Source organism: Nitrobacter sp. CN101, assembly GCF_055390255.1.
Genome location: NZ_AP038833.1, coordinates 1657053 through 1671773 on the forward strand (window position 1 = coordinate 1657053; position 14721 = coordinate 1671773).

Below are 14721 nucleotides of genomic sequence, written 5' to 3' on the forward strand. Positions count from 1 at the left end.
GAGACGTGGATCACGGTGATCGCGCCAACAGATTCCGAACGGAGCTGTTGTCCCGGTCGATACCCCGATGTAGCTGACAATCGTTCGCATCGACCTGCTCCAGGTCACCTCTTGCGCAAGGCGGTACCATGCTAAATCGACATGAGTCGATGCCACTCACGTTGGCAGAATCGTTGAGCAAACCGGCGTGGCCAAGAAAAGCAGAGACGACTTTGCGGTGAAAACCGTTCTCCAGATCGCTAAGCGCGCGGGCTGGCTTTGCTGCTTTCCGTCATGCCGCACGCCCACCGTGGGCGCGACCGAAGACGGGCAAGGCGAGATAAACATCGGTACAGCCGCGCACATCTGTGCGGCCGCGCCCGGTGGTCCCCGCTATGACAAAAATATGTCGGAAGACGAGCGCTCGTCCGCAGACAATGGCATCTGGATGTGCCGAGATCACGGCAAAGCGATCGATTCCGACGTGAAGCAATTCACCGCAACTGTCCTCCGAGAATGGAAGAGAGAGGCGGAGCTGAATTCTTGGCGGCGCGTGCTGCGGAACGAAGTCGCAAGCGCTCCTGCCGCCGTCGGCGATGCCGACCTCGCGACGCGTCTAAGGCGCGCCGCCGAAAAAGACCTCGGTGTTTTCCGCGAAACAGCAAAATGGCCGTCCACCTCCGTGGCGCTCCGGCTGGAAGTGAACGGTTTCGACACGCCCTTCACAACGGATGCTCTCGCGCGGGCCGTTACTTCGCTCGATGACCTGATCCTCGTCGCGGGCCCAGGCATGGGCAAGACAACGACGGTGTTTCAGGTTGCCGAAGGCGTGCTCAAGAACGAGAACGGCGCGCCACTGATCGTGATGCTGAACGATTGGGCTACCGAAACCGCAACCGTACTCGATTCTATTCTCAAGCGGCCCGCCTTCAGGGGGGTTTCGGAAGACAATCTCCGCAAGGCCGCCGCACGACCCGGTGTCGTCCTTCTGCTCGACGGCTGGAACGAACTCGATGCGGAAGCGCGAAAGCGTGCCCGCGTTCAAGTGAACACGCTCAAAGCTGAGCTGCCCGAGCTTGGGCTCGTAGTCTCGATACGAACGCCGCGCAATCAGGCACTCGACATTCCGTTCGGTGGCAAGCGCGTCGATCTATTGCCGCTGAGCTATGAGCAGCAGATGCAGATCGCCCGGGCCGTGCGCGGGGAGGATGGCATGAAGCTAATGGATCAGGCGCTACGCACGGCTGGTGTCCGGGAGCTTGTGACCATTCCGCTGTATCTTACTGCGTTGCTGTCCCTTCCGAGGGGAATGCCGTTCCCAACCACGAAAGAGGAGGTGCTCCGGCATTTCGTGGCCGCCCACGAAAGGGATACGAGCCGCGCCGAGGCAATGCATGGCGTTGTGCAGGATTTCCAGCAGGACTACCTGGACGGCTTGGCCGTGCTCGCCACGCGCACCGCTAACACCGCAGTTTCAGACAGTGACGCACGGCGATCTGTCTCCGACACGGCGGCATTGCTTGGGAACAATGGGCAAATCACGATCAAACCGGAGCCAAATGCCGTTCTCGACGTGCTGGTCAGCCATCATGTCCTTATGCGTCCAGGCGATACGCCGGGCGTCTCGTTCCAGCATCAGCAGTTTCAGGAATGGTATGCTTCCCATTTTGTCGAGCGCCGCATCATCGCAGAAGTGAACGATCCCCGGCGCCGAGAAGCGCTTAAGGCGGAGATTTACAATTTCCCTGCCTGGGAGGAGGCGATCCTTTTCGCGGTAGAACGCATGTCGCGAGGCGATGAGCACCACCGTGCCGCCAGCGGCAAAGCGATCCTCGCTGCGTTCGAGGTCGATCCGATCCTCGCCGCGGAGATGATTTATCGTTCTTCGGACGATCTATGGATGCAGGTCGCCGTGTCCATTCAAGAGCATATCGCGCATTGGCACGCGCTCGGAAAAGTCGATCGCGCCTTCCGCTTTATGCTCACGTCGGGCCGCCCAGAATTTTTCGATCATGTGTGGCCACTCATTACCGATGAAAACGAGCAAATCAGTCTCAAGGCACTGCGCAACTGCAAACGGTTCCGGTCGCCGATCCTCGGAGAGGACGCGGTGCAGAAAATCAAAGCGCTCCCGCAGAAGCCTCGTCTAGTGCTCCTTTACGAAATCGCGTCGCGGAGCGGGATGGACGGGCTAGATCTGGCAACCAGCATCGCAAAAGACGATCCTGAGCCGGAGGTCAAATCATCCGTAATCGATGCGCTGGCGTTCCGGCGTGCCGATCGCCATATCGCCGACATCTTGCACGATGCGGATGAAAAGACCTTCGACCTTGTTTCCCGGAGGAGTCTCATTGACGAGATCGATGACGAAGATGTTCGGCAGGGCATTGAAGCCGCGCGCAAGCGACTGGTTTCAGAAGAGACGTCCATTGAGGGCCGCTTGCGGCGGATCGTATACGGGGAAGCCAACGGGGACTACAGTAGCGAGCTGACGTCTATCATCGCCACGATGGAGATTGACAAGAGACAGGATGCAAGGGTGCGGCTTATTTATGAAGCGCGCGACCGATACCCGCGCGCCGTCGCAGACGGCTTGCTTGTGCGCCTGCGCGAAGACCGCGTGCTGTTCCATGGCGCAGCTGACATACTCGCCTCTGTCGGCCATATTATCGAAGACGAGGTGCTGCTCAACCTCGCCTTAGCTAATCCCGCAAGCAACGATACGCAGGCCGACGCCGCCGCCTCTGTTCTGGGACCTGTCGCCGTCGGAAAAATGCTTGACCGTCTTCTCGCACTCGCGCCACACATTCGCGCGGAGCGCGCCGCGAGTGAAGCCTACGGTGCGCTGGAGAGACGCATTGCGCATGTGCCGGGCGAAAGTCTCGTTGAGGCTATCGTTGAACGCTCGCCGACGCTCAACAGTGAACAAATGGCTAGGTTCGCTTCACTCCTTTCGCGTGGCTCGGACCGGGATAGTGAACACGCCAGGCCCTTCAATGCTGATGCTGTCCGCACTGTTCAGGGGCTAGTCGAAAAATGGGGAACGCTCATGCTTGCTTCTAGCGATGCCGAGCGTTGGCACAAGGCCGCGATTGCGACGCTTGCCAGTCATGTTCCTGATGTCGGCTTGTTGCCGCTCATCAAGCGGATGAATGACGACAACCTGCGGCTCTATCGCGATTTTCGCGCGCGAGCCGAAGTGGAAGGTTGGAGGCACGGAAGTTCTGTTCACGAAGCGCGCACGCCTTATACTCACGAATACCAAGGCGCGTTCTTGGCGATCAAAATGCCTGAAACCGCAGCTCTCATGCGTGAATATCTGGAAGACGAGCACTTCGGAGCACTCGCGGCGCGCGTGCTCGCGGATCAATACCGCAGGGCGAACGAACCGAAGAGCAGCCGTTTCCTCGGTGAGATCGATTGGTCTAATTTCGAAACGAAACGTGCTGCGCGTGTAGCTAACCCAGCTGCAACGTGCGATGAAGCTGAGGCAATCTTCGGCGCAGTTGATCGCTTGATTGCGGATGGCACGACCACGAAACAGCAATTGCTTGCAGTCTCGCTTGGCATCGTAGGGCTCCGTCTACCGCACGGCCAGCGGGACGCCACAATCCGCAAGCTCATCTCTATCGCGCCGACGGAGCGATATGAATCTGCGCGCTCCGACCTTCTTTGGAGCCTTGTGCTCTCCGGTTGCGAAGTCGACTTGGCGGATGTGGTTACTGGCGTCAACGCCACTTTGGAAGCGGCGGAAACACAATCATGGATACTGACGCAAGGCGAAGGCGATGGTCTGAAGGTTTGGCTTCGCCTTCTACCCTTCGTCAATAGACCCACCGACGTGCTTTCGGTCCTTCGCGGCTTGCCGCGTGCGCAGCCCGACCCATATTTTTTGCGAGATTTGGTGCGCAATTACGCCCATGCACCCGCGGAATCCGCTGAAGAGGTTTTGTTCAAGCTCGCCGAAGCGGATGCAAGGTTCTACGCCGAGGATGAATGGCAGAATAGTGTCATCGCGCTCAATACGGTGTCGTCTGCGAGACGGCTCATCGATCTTGTTGCAACGGGTACTCTGGATAGTAAATCCAGAAACAATTGGCACCTGATCCGTCAGCTTGGCGGGCTGCTCGCGGAGCATGAAGATCTGCGTCGGCACGTCTACTCCCTGCTAAAGGATGGCGCACCCACACCGGGATTGGCGAAGCTCGCAGGAGCGGTCGCCGAGCATCCCGACGAAGATGGTCTACTCCTGCTCCTCAAATGTGAGCAAGATGGACTAAGGTTCCGCGGCTGGCGTACGATCGAGAAGGCTGTCACCAATCATGTGTCCGTGGATGGCCACCAGAATGCGTATAATGTGGTCCCGATACCGGCGGTGGAGCTGCGCCGCAAGCTTTTGGCTATGACCACTGATGGCGGACCGAAGGACGTGGCGTCGCGTTGGCTAAGCGACATAGACACTATTCGCGACCAATTTGGATTGCCGGAAGGCGAACCACGTCATCCCGATCTCGCGTCTGGGAAACCTTGGCCGATTATGACGCAGGACCCCGAAGCGACAGCGGACTAACGCCATCTTCGCGCGCTAGAATGCGCTGGACCGTCTTCGCATCGTACTTGTCCAGGCCGAACTCGCTCATCCAGGCGAATGCGATGCTTCGAAGGCTGTCGCCGTTGGCTTGCATGCCACGCCCGTGCTTCAGCGCAGCTTGCTCATTCGCATTCGGCACCAGCCGACCTTCAACTATGTCATAGCCGAAGGGCCTCTTGCCGCCGTTGTAAAGGCGCTGGGACGCGCGATGACGCTTGGCATCACGCACCCGCTCCCGGATACGGTCGCGCTCGTTCTCGGCCACCGCAGAGAGGATGGTGAACACCAGCTTGGAGATGCCGTTACCGGTGACGTCGCCGCCCAGGTCGATCATGTGCAGCGCGATCTTGTCGTCCTTCAGCTGCTCAAGGGTGCCGAGCGCATCGGCCGCAGAGCGGAAGGCGCGGTCCAGCTTCGCGGTGATGACGACGTCGCCGGGCTGGAGCGCAGCAAGCAATCGCTGTCCCTCTGGCCGATCGGCGAGTGGTACAGATCCCGACACACCGGCCTCGACGAAGGACTCAGCCACCGACCAGCCCTTCATCATGGCGTAGCCGGTGATCTGCTGGCGCTGGATGTCGAGCGATAGGCCGCCATTGGCCTGTTCGGAGGTCGAAACTCGGCAATACCCGTAGACCTTCATGGCTGCTCCTGTGGCATTGCTAAAGCAACGCCACGTATTATGGCAATGCCACAAAGAGAAATCAAGTACCGCCGGAGCGCGTTACCGGCTGGTGCTGCCAATCCATCCCCGAGAGATGGTCCCGTCTGCAACACGGCGATGCACCATAAAATCTGGAGGCAGCATGCCACCGTAGTCGCGGCCAAGCTGCGTGAAGATCAGCGCGAGGCTTTGCTCTGGATCCTGAGAAACCGTGATCGGATGCCAGTCGGCATCAGGGCATGCCGGGCCGGGATCGTTGAAAGCATGGTGGCCGGTCTGCCCTGCACGAGGCATTAGCGTCCGCCTCCGTATGGCGACGATCGCCGCTCGTATCCCTGTCGCTCGCACGGTGGCACCTCCGGATAGTCCACCCCGATCACGGCCCACAACTCCTCGAAGGTTTTGTAGTGCGCCAGCTCGTCACTGCGCGGCAAGCCGCCAACGTTTATCGAGGTTTCGCCTGCAGTAATGGCGGCTATCGCTGCCCGCTGTACGAACGCCTCTAAGTCCTCTCCGGCATCGGCATCGCGTTGCCATCGGTGCTCGCTCGCATAGGCCCAATTGATCGGCCCCGGCAATCCGCCCTCAAAGCGAAGGATGCGGAACGGTGACGTCCCGTCTTTCGTGCGCTGCATGTTGAGCCGTGCCTCAATTGCCGCGATGCGCTTTTCCAGTTCATTCATTGCCATCCATCCTTTGCTCGATCGCACGCAGGCGAATTTCCATTTGCATAGTTTCGATCGCGCGCCGCTGCAGCTCAACAACGCCAGCGATCTCGACAGCTTCGGCCGGAGAGAGCTGACCGGCCGCCATGGCCGCCGTGACGGTCGCCAGGGCACCGACAACATCCGCCGCCGAGTCCATCTCAGGCAATTTAAACACGACGGGCCGGCCCTTGCGCATCGGCATGACTCGATCGAGGATCAATCGCCCGGCCGCCACGTCACCGGCTTTTGCTTTCCGGATCATCTTGGAAACAACCGCTTCGAGATCGGCCGCCATTAGCGTCTCGGCCAAAATCGTTAGACCGTGGCGTGTGCCCGGTGGTTTGCCCTTCGGGTTGCCAGATGTGCCCTTCTTAAAAGGGCGTCCCCGCACCTTTGGCTTCGCTGCTTTCGTCGCTGATTTTACAGCAACGGGACGCTTCGTCATTGGATCACATCACGACGGAAAACGGGACTGTAGATCGGCAGGAAGGTGACCCATCGCGGCGTCGAGCGCATCGCACCGATCACTAATCTTCGAAATCTGCGCGGTGACGTCGCCGCGCATCTCTTCCAAAGCAGCTAGCAGCTCTTTAATTTGTTCGGGATTCATCTTGGTGATCTCCTATTTCGGTGATGTTCGCTTGATGATCCCTGCGGGTACACCGTACAGCCATGCGAGAGTTTCTCAAAACACCTTTGTGGATAGGGTTTAAGGGTAACCAAGCAATACGATTTGGCGGGGCGATGGATCTCCGATGATGTCGCGCTTGTGACGCCCGCCTTTGGCCTCTGACCCAAAGGCGGGCGTTGTTCTAGCGGCCGAGCAACGGATGCACTTGCCGGCTACGAACGGCCATGGCGTAGCGCAATGCGTCGGACGTTTTCGTTTTTAGGTCTGCTTTGGGCCAACAGCAGACATCACTTGCGGCTGACACTGGCATCAATCGCGTTGTCGATCTTGCGTCAGAATTGGGCGCGGCCTTGTTCGTGTGGATTGGGCCCGCCCATGTACGTAGCAATGACGTAGCCATGGTCCAACTTGCCGGGGTAGACGCGATCGTCGTTGGTGTGCCGGCCGACTCAGAATCCCATCCCTCATCCAGCGCGAAGCCGGCGAAGGTCAGATTTCACGCGCGATGACAGTGGCCGAAGTATCGAACCTTACGCGGTGAGTTTTGCATTTACGTCACGCTCTCTCGGGCCGGAACCAATCTTGGTGGTTTGGCTGAGAGTTTTACTTCGTCGCTCTCCAATGATTTGCGTAGCCGGGGCGCCGCGAATTCAAGGAAACTGCGCATTTTCAGCGGAAGCCGGCCCTGTGCCGCGTGGATCAGATGAACGGGCATAGGTGGGGGCTCAAACTCGTCAAGCACGACCTGCAACTTGCCCTCGGATACCGCCGTCGCGACTTGGTAGGAGATAACGTGAGTGAGACCGATCCCGGCAATAGCGGCGTCGACGGCGCACTCGGCGGTATTTATGTTGAGGCGGCAGGTGGGCCGCACAGGTTGGCTTGCGCTACGCCCTTTCCCCGGAAAGACCCAGGATGAGTTGCCATTCAGGGCCGCGAACGTCACGCATGTGAGGTCAACGAGGTCCGAAAGTGTCCTAGGTATTCCGTTTTTCGCGAAGTACTCCGGGCTGCCAACAACGACGCGGCGAACACTACCCACGCGCGTTGCGATCATGCTGGAATCCGGTAGCTCCCCGATCCGGACCGCCATGTCGATGTTGTCCTCCGACAGGTTGACGGCTCTGTCCGACAAGGACATCCGGATGTTGATGTCCGGAAAGGCTTTCAAGAAATCGTTCACCATCGTCAGAACGTGAAAGCGTCCGAAGGTAATCGGTGCGGCAATGATCAACTCGCCGCGGGGCGCGGTGTATTCTCCGGCAGCCAGCGTTTCCGCGGCGCTGATGTCGTCGAGGATACGTTTCGACGCCGCCAGATAGGCTGCGCCGGCGTCTGTCAATGAAAGCTTGCGGGTCGTGCGGATGAGCAGTCTGGATTTCAGGTGGTCCTCTACTTCCGACACCTTTCGGCTGACGGTGGGAAGGGGAACGCCGAGCTTGCGGCTGGCCGCAGAGAAGCTTCCCGTTTCGGCGGTCGAGACGAAGATCTGCATCGCTTCCAGACGGTCCATGGTATTTTCACCTGTCGAGAGGATGGCTATTGAAAATAGTCGATTATGAATGAGGAAGAAACGGACTATCTCCACCCCTGACCAAATGTAGAACAAGCTGGCATCAGAGGGTTCGCGAGCTGGAATGCGAGAACGAGCTGCTGCGTGAATAGCTGGCGCACCGCGGTCCGTGAATGCTCTAAAGCGCGCCAACCGCGAGAACGCCAAAGTCCGTTAAGTTCAGAGAGTAATTTCGGACGGAGAGAACCTGTCGAATGCGTTTCTCTAAGCGCAACTTCTCTCGGAGAACGCCAACATCGAGCACCACACTAGTTTTTCCGGACAGCTAGATATCCTCGTCGAGACGGGTTCGAAAAAATTGCAACGAGCTTTCGTCGCTGCAGCACACTTTCCACAGAATCAAGCGTGGATACTCTCGTGGTCCTTCACGTCGGCGTAATATTGGGGGCTTCTCGGCGGTCGAACATACTATGGTCCCGAACGACCCTCACGCGAGGCAGCGAATCAGCATCTGAAGCGATAAGCTTGGTTTCGCGGCAGAGACATGGTCATGCCACGAGGCCATCAGAATAAGGTCGCCTGGCGCAAGTGACCTGATTGTGCTCCGAGCCTTGCGAACCAGTTGCCGACGATCTTGGCTGTTATCTCCGCGCTATTGTCCGACCGTATGTGTTTTGGAACACCTTTGGCAAGCATCACGTCGGCTGTTGATACGACGAGCCACGCGGATGGCCAGGCATTCCCGTGTGAACTCGTCGACCAGCGTTGTCAGCCGCAAGCCATCCTGGATCCGCGCCTCTTCGGCATGATCAAAGCTCCTTGTCTTCGCTCAGTTCTCACAAAGCTCAAGTCAAAAAAGCCCGGTTAGGTCACGCCGAAGTGCGGTTCACTTCGAAGTTAGCTGAAAACATCCGACTTCCCCTATGGGGCGGCAGTGTGTCAGACGGCTGCGATGCAATCCATCTCAATGTCAAATCCGCCGCTCCATTGCCGCACATTAATGAGGACATGCGGCGGCGGATCCTTAGGAAAGTAACGCCGATAGACCTCGTTCACCTCTCTGAATGATTCCACCGCGGCGCAATAGACGTTGCATTTCAGCACATTGTCGAGCGAAGAACCGGCCGTTTCGAGACAGAGCTTCATCTGCTCCAGCACAAGTTCGGTCTGCCGCACGATTGTACCCGGGCCCTTGCAGATGTCGCCCGTGTCGGGCTCGAAGGGCGGCGCAGCGGTCACATATAGAGTGTCGCCGTGGCGGACTGCGGTGCTTTTGGGAGCATTGTATTTATCGAGCAGGCTAGCGAGAGGTTCGACGCGGATGATCTGACGTTTCATGATTTACTTCCCTTTATAAGGATCCCGACATCGGTCTCGTCGGTTGCTTTCCTGATCGCAGACCTCCACTTGGGAGGCGCAGACATTGCCGTTCATACGTGACAGAATGTTTGCTTCTTCCTTGGTGGATCCGCTTTCAGGCTTGAGAACGTATACTGGGACAGAGCCCGATTTAATCCGCCAGGTTTGAGATTCATCCTTTCATTAGGCGAGAGAGCGCGCTCCAGCTCTTTGAGACTCGGCATGGGAAAATCTTGGGTCAAACGGTGTCGCAGTTTGACTCCGTAGCACTCGCAATCCCGACGAGGGACACGTTGTGCAACAGGAGATTCTTGCGAAGGCCGGAAGAGCTGGTTCACCGGCCGAATGTTTTCAATGCGTGGATTGGTATGAAGTGGCCGGGTGGGCAGCAGCTGGATTTGTTCCAAAGGGCTATCGCCCATTGTTTGGACCAGGTGCTTTGCTAAACAGCAATCGCTATCTTCAAGTTGGGGAAGGACGAGCGCCCGGCGGTGATAAAGTATTCCGAGCTGCGGGCCAGTGGGTTGAATCGGTCACAGGCCAGCATCATCGAGCTGGGCAGAGGGAGCGAGTAGATGGAAAAGCTCTCATCGTTTCAACTAGAGACAAAGTCTCTATTAGAGGCGCTCTTGAAACAAGCTGGTGTAAAGTATGAGTCAAGCGTTGATGGGGGCCCGGAGCAATTTGCATTGGTATACAGGTTGCTCGGTGTGGTGTCTTACATATACCCGGACGGTGCTGACATTGGCGGGAGCGGTTTGGATAAGCGTTTCGAAAAATACGATTATAACTCGCTGGCTGAACTGGGATGCGATTACGTTCAATTTATTCAGAGTTTAATAAGAACGCATCATCGTTAGTATGCATTGCTGCAATGATCCTCGAGGTTGATCTGGGCAAGAACTCTTGCAGGGTTGTTGGCGTCGACACGACCGGTGCTGTAGTCGTTCGTCGACTGTTTGCGAGTCGAACACGGCCACGCAGCTTGCGTCGCAAAACGATCAACTGATGTCGAAGCACCGCGTTCTCAGCTTCAAACCGCAACTTCGACTTGAATGGCGAGACCAAAATCCCCAGAACGAAACGCGTCGAAATCACGCGCCGCCGAGACAGCCGGACGCATTCTCTGTCGTCCGATCCTGGGCGGACTGCACCATCAATATGTTCGGATTTGATTTGCGGTAGGCACACGGGCTTGCCTTCGCAAACTGTAAGACGGCATCGCTGTCGTCTGCGTTCACTTCGCCGAATATGCGCTCCATTACGGTGAAATCCCGGTGCGGCGCGAAGCCGATCGATTGCGACCAGGCCGCCAGTTCGCACAACAGCTTTTGGGCGTAGCTCGGATCGACGGAATCCATGGGCGAGGCCGCATTCGCCGCCTCCCTGTACACGAAAACGTCGTCAATAATTTGAGACTGGACGCGAAAGCAAAAATTCAGGGGGAAGGGTACAAATGCACTGCGCCGAACGCTCAGAGCCCGGAGGACGCATCGGCAGCGTCATTAGCGAACTATCACACTTGGGCAATTCCGATCTCGTTAATCGGTCCAACACGATAGATCATCGATGAGCGCTCCAGCAGCCGAACCTCAAGCAGATCAGGGACGTCGTTGCCGATGCCTGCGGTATCGGCAACGATGATCTCACATCGGAAAGCGGCGCGACCGCGGCGTGAGAGGAGCGCGCAAGGTCGCGATGGCGCTATGCATACACCTAATCCGCCTGCAACTTTGGCAGGTTGTCGAGGTCTTTACCGATCGCGGCACCGCCGTCGCCGTGAGGTCAGTTCCCGAAATCACGCGAGAGAGGCACTCACCCTGTCTATCTCGCTGAGCTTGGCGGTAGCGATGTTTGAACAGAGCGAGATCCATCGGTACCGTCACCCGAAGGAATGGCTTCAGTGTCCGGTTTTGCATGCTTGAAGCCGATGCGCGAAAGTGTGATGTAGAACGCGCCGACGTTCATCAGCGCCCAGATGGCAAAGCCGAGAGTATAGCCGCCCAGAAGATCCTTACTGGCGGCGAGGGTGATCGTCATGGTGAAGCCGCAGGCCGCGCCGGCGGCCTTGGCCAGCCCGCTGACCGCCCCGACGTGATCGAGAAAGTAGAGTGAGATCAGCTTGACGACGGCTGCTGCAGCAGCACCGGCCAGCAGCGCAAGCCCATACATGGCGATCAGCTCGACATGCAGTGAAATCTGCATGGTCATGACCAGGGCCAGAACGGCCATGATGCCGAACATCCAGCTCAGGATTGTCAGAACATCAAAGTGGTCGGCCAGCCAGCCGCCGAGCGGTCGGGTGATGGCGACGCAGACCACCAGCAGCGGGGTGTACACCATGGACGCGCGGGTGGCATCCACATGCCACCGATCGAGCAGATAGGTCGGCATCGCAGACGCGAAGAAGGTGAGGGTGCCAAAGGAGACCCAGTAAAGGTACGGCACGAGCCAAACCACCACGCCCGAACGGTACACGGAGACGATTTCACGTAGCGAAGCGGGTTTGTGCTGCCTGTGCGGCGGATCGGACGTAAAAAACCAATAGACCAGCGCCATCAACAGTGTGGGGACGCCGAAGATCGGGAATATCAGCCGCCAACCGTCCGGGCCATCGAGGACGCGGGTAACCAGGAAAGTGACGGTCATCATGCCGACGGTGATTCCGATATTGCCCATAGCAAAGATGCCAAGAGCTGTCCCCTGCTTCGATTTGGGGTACCAGGACGCGACATGAGCATTGCCGACCACGAAGCTCGCGCCTCCGAGTCCGAACAGCGACCCCAGAAGCAGAAAGGCGTAGTAGCCTTGTGCGAAGAACCCGGCAAACAGGGGAATGGTGAGGGTAAGAAGCAAAAGCGTGAAAACTGTCCGACCACCGAACTTGTCTGTCAGGACGCCGAGCGGGATGCTGACGGCGGCCGCGAAAAAAGGCTCCATCGCGGCCAGTACGAGCACCTGGGTGGCGCTGAAATTGTACCACTTGATCAGAAAGGGGGCGAGTGCGGAAAACATCCCCCAAACCGCAAAACCGAGCGAAAATGCTAGAAACGAAATGCATAAAACCCTTGGGTTGCCTGGCGGATCGGCCATCCCATCAACCTCGACAGCTGGATCTTCCAAGGCTTCCTCCTACAAAAGGAATATCTATTCCCTGGATATTGCCATTGGCTGGCTCACCGCACCTGCACCAAGGATAATTCCTGGTTTCCTGTTCTCATCGTAATGGGAAAACAACGCCCGCATAGCGCCGGCGATGGCCATACTCCTCGGCATCGAACGCATCGTTCAACAGAAGATCGGCAGGTCGCGGTGACCTCATGCGCGGCGTAACTGTCAACACCGTTTCAGCCTCCGCTTTCGTCTGCAGGAATAGGCTCGTGCTCCTGCATATCGAGATGCCGCTCGAGTTTCCGCGGAACTCGGCATCCCACCGCCGGGCGCCAAGTCGGTCGCAGATAGGCCCAGGGCTCATTGCTTTTACGATATCACTTTGACTGAAATTGAAATATCAAAATGGTGATCCGAAACTTCAATTACTAGCTCCGGAATCGCCATCACCGCAAAAGCGGACCCGTTGCTCGCTTTGGAGTTGGTCGTTCCTGATCTGCGTCAACCGGAGTCAACCGACATTCGCCGCAACCTCGCCTCTAATATTCCGGTAGTTGGCACTGCACTTCGGCGGCAGATAGAAGGTGTCCGTCATCAAAACATTTTGCGCAAAGAGCGGCGAGATTTAGCGGAGAGCGGGCCTCATTTGTTGGTTGATGTTAAGCGGCGATCTTGCGGTGGAGCAAGCGCCGATATTCTGCCGTTTAATCCTTCACGCTGTTTGATGATGGATTGTGCACGTCCGAAGTAGACGTCGGCGGGTGTGACGTTACCGATGCCCTCGTGACAACGGCGATGATTGTAATGCTCGATGAAGGCCTCGATCTGACACTCGAGATCGCCGGGCAGGAAGTAGTTCTCGAGTATGGCTCATGCCGTTGGCATCTATCCATTCGGCAAGCTCGGCGGCGATGTAACTGGGTGTCCCTGTCGGAAACCTAATCCGGCTGGCGATCCATATCGCATACTTTGAGGCGAGCTATGGATTTGCATTCGTGCAAATCGCCTCCCGATAAAAGCAAAGGGACCGGCTTGACTATGAGTCAGGCCGTTCGATTCCGATCGCAGTTTATTGACTCGATCGTTGGATTTTACGTTGCTAACCTCGTGGATGACTATCCGTCGCAGCCGCACGCTGACGGGATCGCCGCGATGGACCTTTTCGTGGTGCCGACAATCTTCTTTCGTCCTGTCTATGGATTGCTGATCATGGGCCATGGCCGGCGGCAGATCCTGTGGTTTGGGGTCACCACGCATCCGACGGCCGAATGGCTCGTCAACCAACTGACGGAGGCGTGTGACTGGGAGCAAATCCCTCGTTACCTGATCCGGGACCGCGATGGCGCATACGGCGAAATATTCATGCGTCGGGTTCGGTCCATCGGTATTCGAGGCCGCCCGACGTCTGTTCGCTCACCCTGGAAAAACGCATACGCAGATCGGCCGATCGGCTCGATCCGCAGGGTATGTATTGATCGTGTCGTGGTATTCGGGGAACGTCATCTGCGCCACGTGCTGCACTCGTACATGCTACTACAACGGACGCACACTCATTTGTCATTGAACAAGGAGGCGCCGATGTCACGCGCCGACAAGACAGCTGGACGCATTATCTGCCATCCGATCCTGGGCGGACTGCATCATCAATATACCGGATTTGATTTGCGATAAGGACACCCTTCGTGAAGCCCTTCTATTTGTCTCATGGGCGCTGACGGGGAACACGGGGTAGCTACTGATCTGGCTGTAGCTCCGCATGACCAATGGCGCGGTCCCAAATGCGTGTAGCATCGAAGGCATTGGGCAACGCGGAAAAGCAAATGGCCCGAAGCATTGCCTGGGCCATCCACATCGCGAGCGAGCGTACATCCGGCTCAGCTCGCTAACCTATCCGCAGGTTCTCAGCGCTCTCTTTGCCGCGGTTCGCCACGACCTCGTAGGACACCTTGGCGCCCTCTGCCAGGCCGGTTAATCCTGCCTTCTCCACGGCGGAGATATGAACGAATACGTCCTTGCCGCCGTTGTCGGGCTGAATGAAGCCATAGCCCTTCTGCCCATTGAACCACTTCACAGTACCAATCGCCACGTTAGTCATCCCCAAAACGTTGAATGACGAATACAACCCTAAGCAGTGATTGGATGCAAGGCGCATCCCGTTCGTAGTGA

Annotated in this window: 13 protein-coding genes and 1 pseudogene; 3 read left to right on the plus strand and 11 right to left on the minus strand. The window is 57.6% G+C overall.

Translation table 11 applies throughout. The features are described 5' to 3' along the window. The first annotated feature begins 217 nt into the window (after positions 1-217). Positions 218-4549 (plus strand): NACHT domain-containing protein, encoded by a 4332-nt coding sequence (locus tag ACZ5IL_RS08160; RefSeq protein ID WP_464596237.1) that lies wholly within the window; start codon positions 218-220, stop codon positions 4547-4549. Here ACZ5IL_RS08160 and ACZ5IL_RS08165 read toward each other — a convergent pair. The 7 genes from ACZ5IL_RS08165 to ACZ5IL_RS08195 all read right to left on the minus strand — a co-directional run bounded on the left by ACZ5IL_RS08165 (position 4515) and on the right by ACZ5IL_RS08195 (position 9423). After that, positions 4515-5213 (minus strand): recombinase family protein, encoded by a 699-nt coding sequence (locus ACZ5IL_RS08165; RefSeq protein WP_464596238.1) that lies wholly within the window; start codon positions 5211-5213, stop codon positions 4515-4517. The two genes, ACZ5IL_RS08160 and ACZ5IL_RS08165, sit on opposite strands and share 35 nt — an antisense overlap. A gap of 81 nt (positions 5214-5294) precedes the next feature. Further along, positions 5295-5528, minus strand: coding sequence for a hypothetical protein (locus ACZ5IL_RS08170; RefSeq protein ID WP_464596240.1), 234 nt, complete (start codon positions 5526-5528; stop codon positions 5295-5297). Then, positions 5528-5917 (minus strand): hypothetical protein, encoded by a 390-nt coding sequence (locus ACZ5IL_RS08175; RefSeq protein ID WP_464596242.1) that lies wholly within the window; start codon positions 5915-5917, stop codon positions 5528-5530. Before ACZ5IL_RS08175 ends, ACZ5IL_RS08170 begins: the two co-directional genes overlap by 1 nt. Continuing rightward, a complete protein-coding gene (locus tag ACZ5IL_RS08180) occupies positions 5910-6386 on the minus strand; it encodes a DUF5681 domain-containing protein (RefSeq protein WP_464596244.1) in 477 nt (158 codons plus the stop codon). Before ACZ5IL_RS08180 ends, ACZ5IL_RS08175 begins: the two co-directional genes overlap by 8 nt. A gap of 9 nt (positions 6387-6395) precedes the next feature. After that, the gene (locus ACZ5IL_RS08185; RefSeq protein ID WP_464596246.1) at positions 6396-6551 is read right to left on the minus strand and encodes a hypothetical protein; all 156 of its coding nucleotides are present in this window, start codon (positions 6549-6551) and stop codon (positions 6396-6398) included. A gap of 571 nt (positions 6552-7122) precedes the next feature. Then, positions 7123-8085: a LysR family transcriptional regulator gene (locus tag ACZ5IL_RS08190; protein ID WP_464596247.1), complete on the minus strand. Its 963-nt coding sequence runs from the start codon at positions 8083-8085 to the stop codon at positions 7123-7125. A 939-nt stretch (positions 8086-9024) separates the two neighbouring features. Next, the gene (locus tag ACZ5IL_RS08195; RefSeq protein ID WP_464596248.1) at positions 9025-9423 is read right to left on the minus strand and encodes a RidA family protein; all 399 of its coding nucleotides are present in this window, start codon (positions 9421-9423) and stop codon (positions 9025-9027) included. A gap of 596 nt (positions 9424-10019) precedes the next feature. Here ACZ5IL_RS08195 and ACZ5IL_RS08200 point away from each other — a divergent pair. Next, positions 10020-10304, plus strand: a complete 285-nt coding sequence (locus ACZ5IL_RS08200) for a hypothetical protein (RefSeq protein WP_464596249.1) — start codon at positions 10020-10022, stop codon at positions 10302-10304. A gap of 234 nt (positions 10305-10538) precedes the next feature. Here ACZ5IL_RS08200 and ACZ5IL_RS08205 read toward each other — a convergent pair whose 3' ends face one another. The 3 genes and pseudogenes from ACZ5IL_RS08205 to ACZ5IL_RS08215 form a co-directional block, all read right to left on the minus strand. Then, positions 10539-10805, minus strand: coding sequence for a hypothetical protein (locus tag ACZ5IL_RS08205; protein WP_464596251.1), 267 nt, complete (start codon positions 10803-10805; stop codon positions 10539-10541). 463 nt (positions 10806-11268) lie between these two features. Then, positions 11269-12537 (minus strand): MFS transporter, encoded by a 1269-nt coding sequence (locus tag ACZ5IL_RS08210; RefSeq protein WP_464596253.1) that lies wholly within the window; start codon positions 12535-12537, stop codon positions 11269-11271. Between the two features lie 677 nt (positions 12538-13214). Then, a pseudogene (locus ACZ5IL_RS08215) lies at positions 13215-13477 on the minus strand (integrase core domain-containing protein); the annotation flags it as partial. Between the two features lie 116 nt (positions 13478-13593). On the opposite strand from ACZ5IL_RS08215, the gene ACZ5IL_RS08220 reads away from it, so the two are divergent. Beyond that, positions 13594-14226, plus strand: coding sequence for a hypothetical protein (locus ACZ5IL_RS08220; RefSeq protein ID WP_464596254.1), 633 nt, complete (start codon positions 13594-13596; stop codon positions 14224-14226). 211 nt (positions 14227-14437) lie between these two features. Here ACZ5IL_RS08220 and ACZ5IL_RS08225 read toward each other — a convergent pair whose 3' ends face one another. Next, on the minus strand, positions 14438-14650 hold the full coding sequence (locus ACZ5IL_RS08225) for a cold-shock protein (protein WP_464596255.1): 213 nt from the start codon (positions 14648-14650) through the stop codon (positions 14438-14440). Positions 14651-14721: the final 71 nt, after the last annotated feature.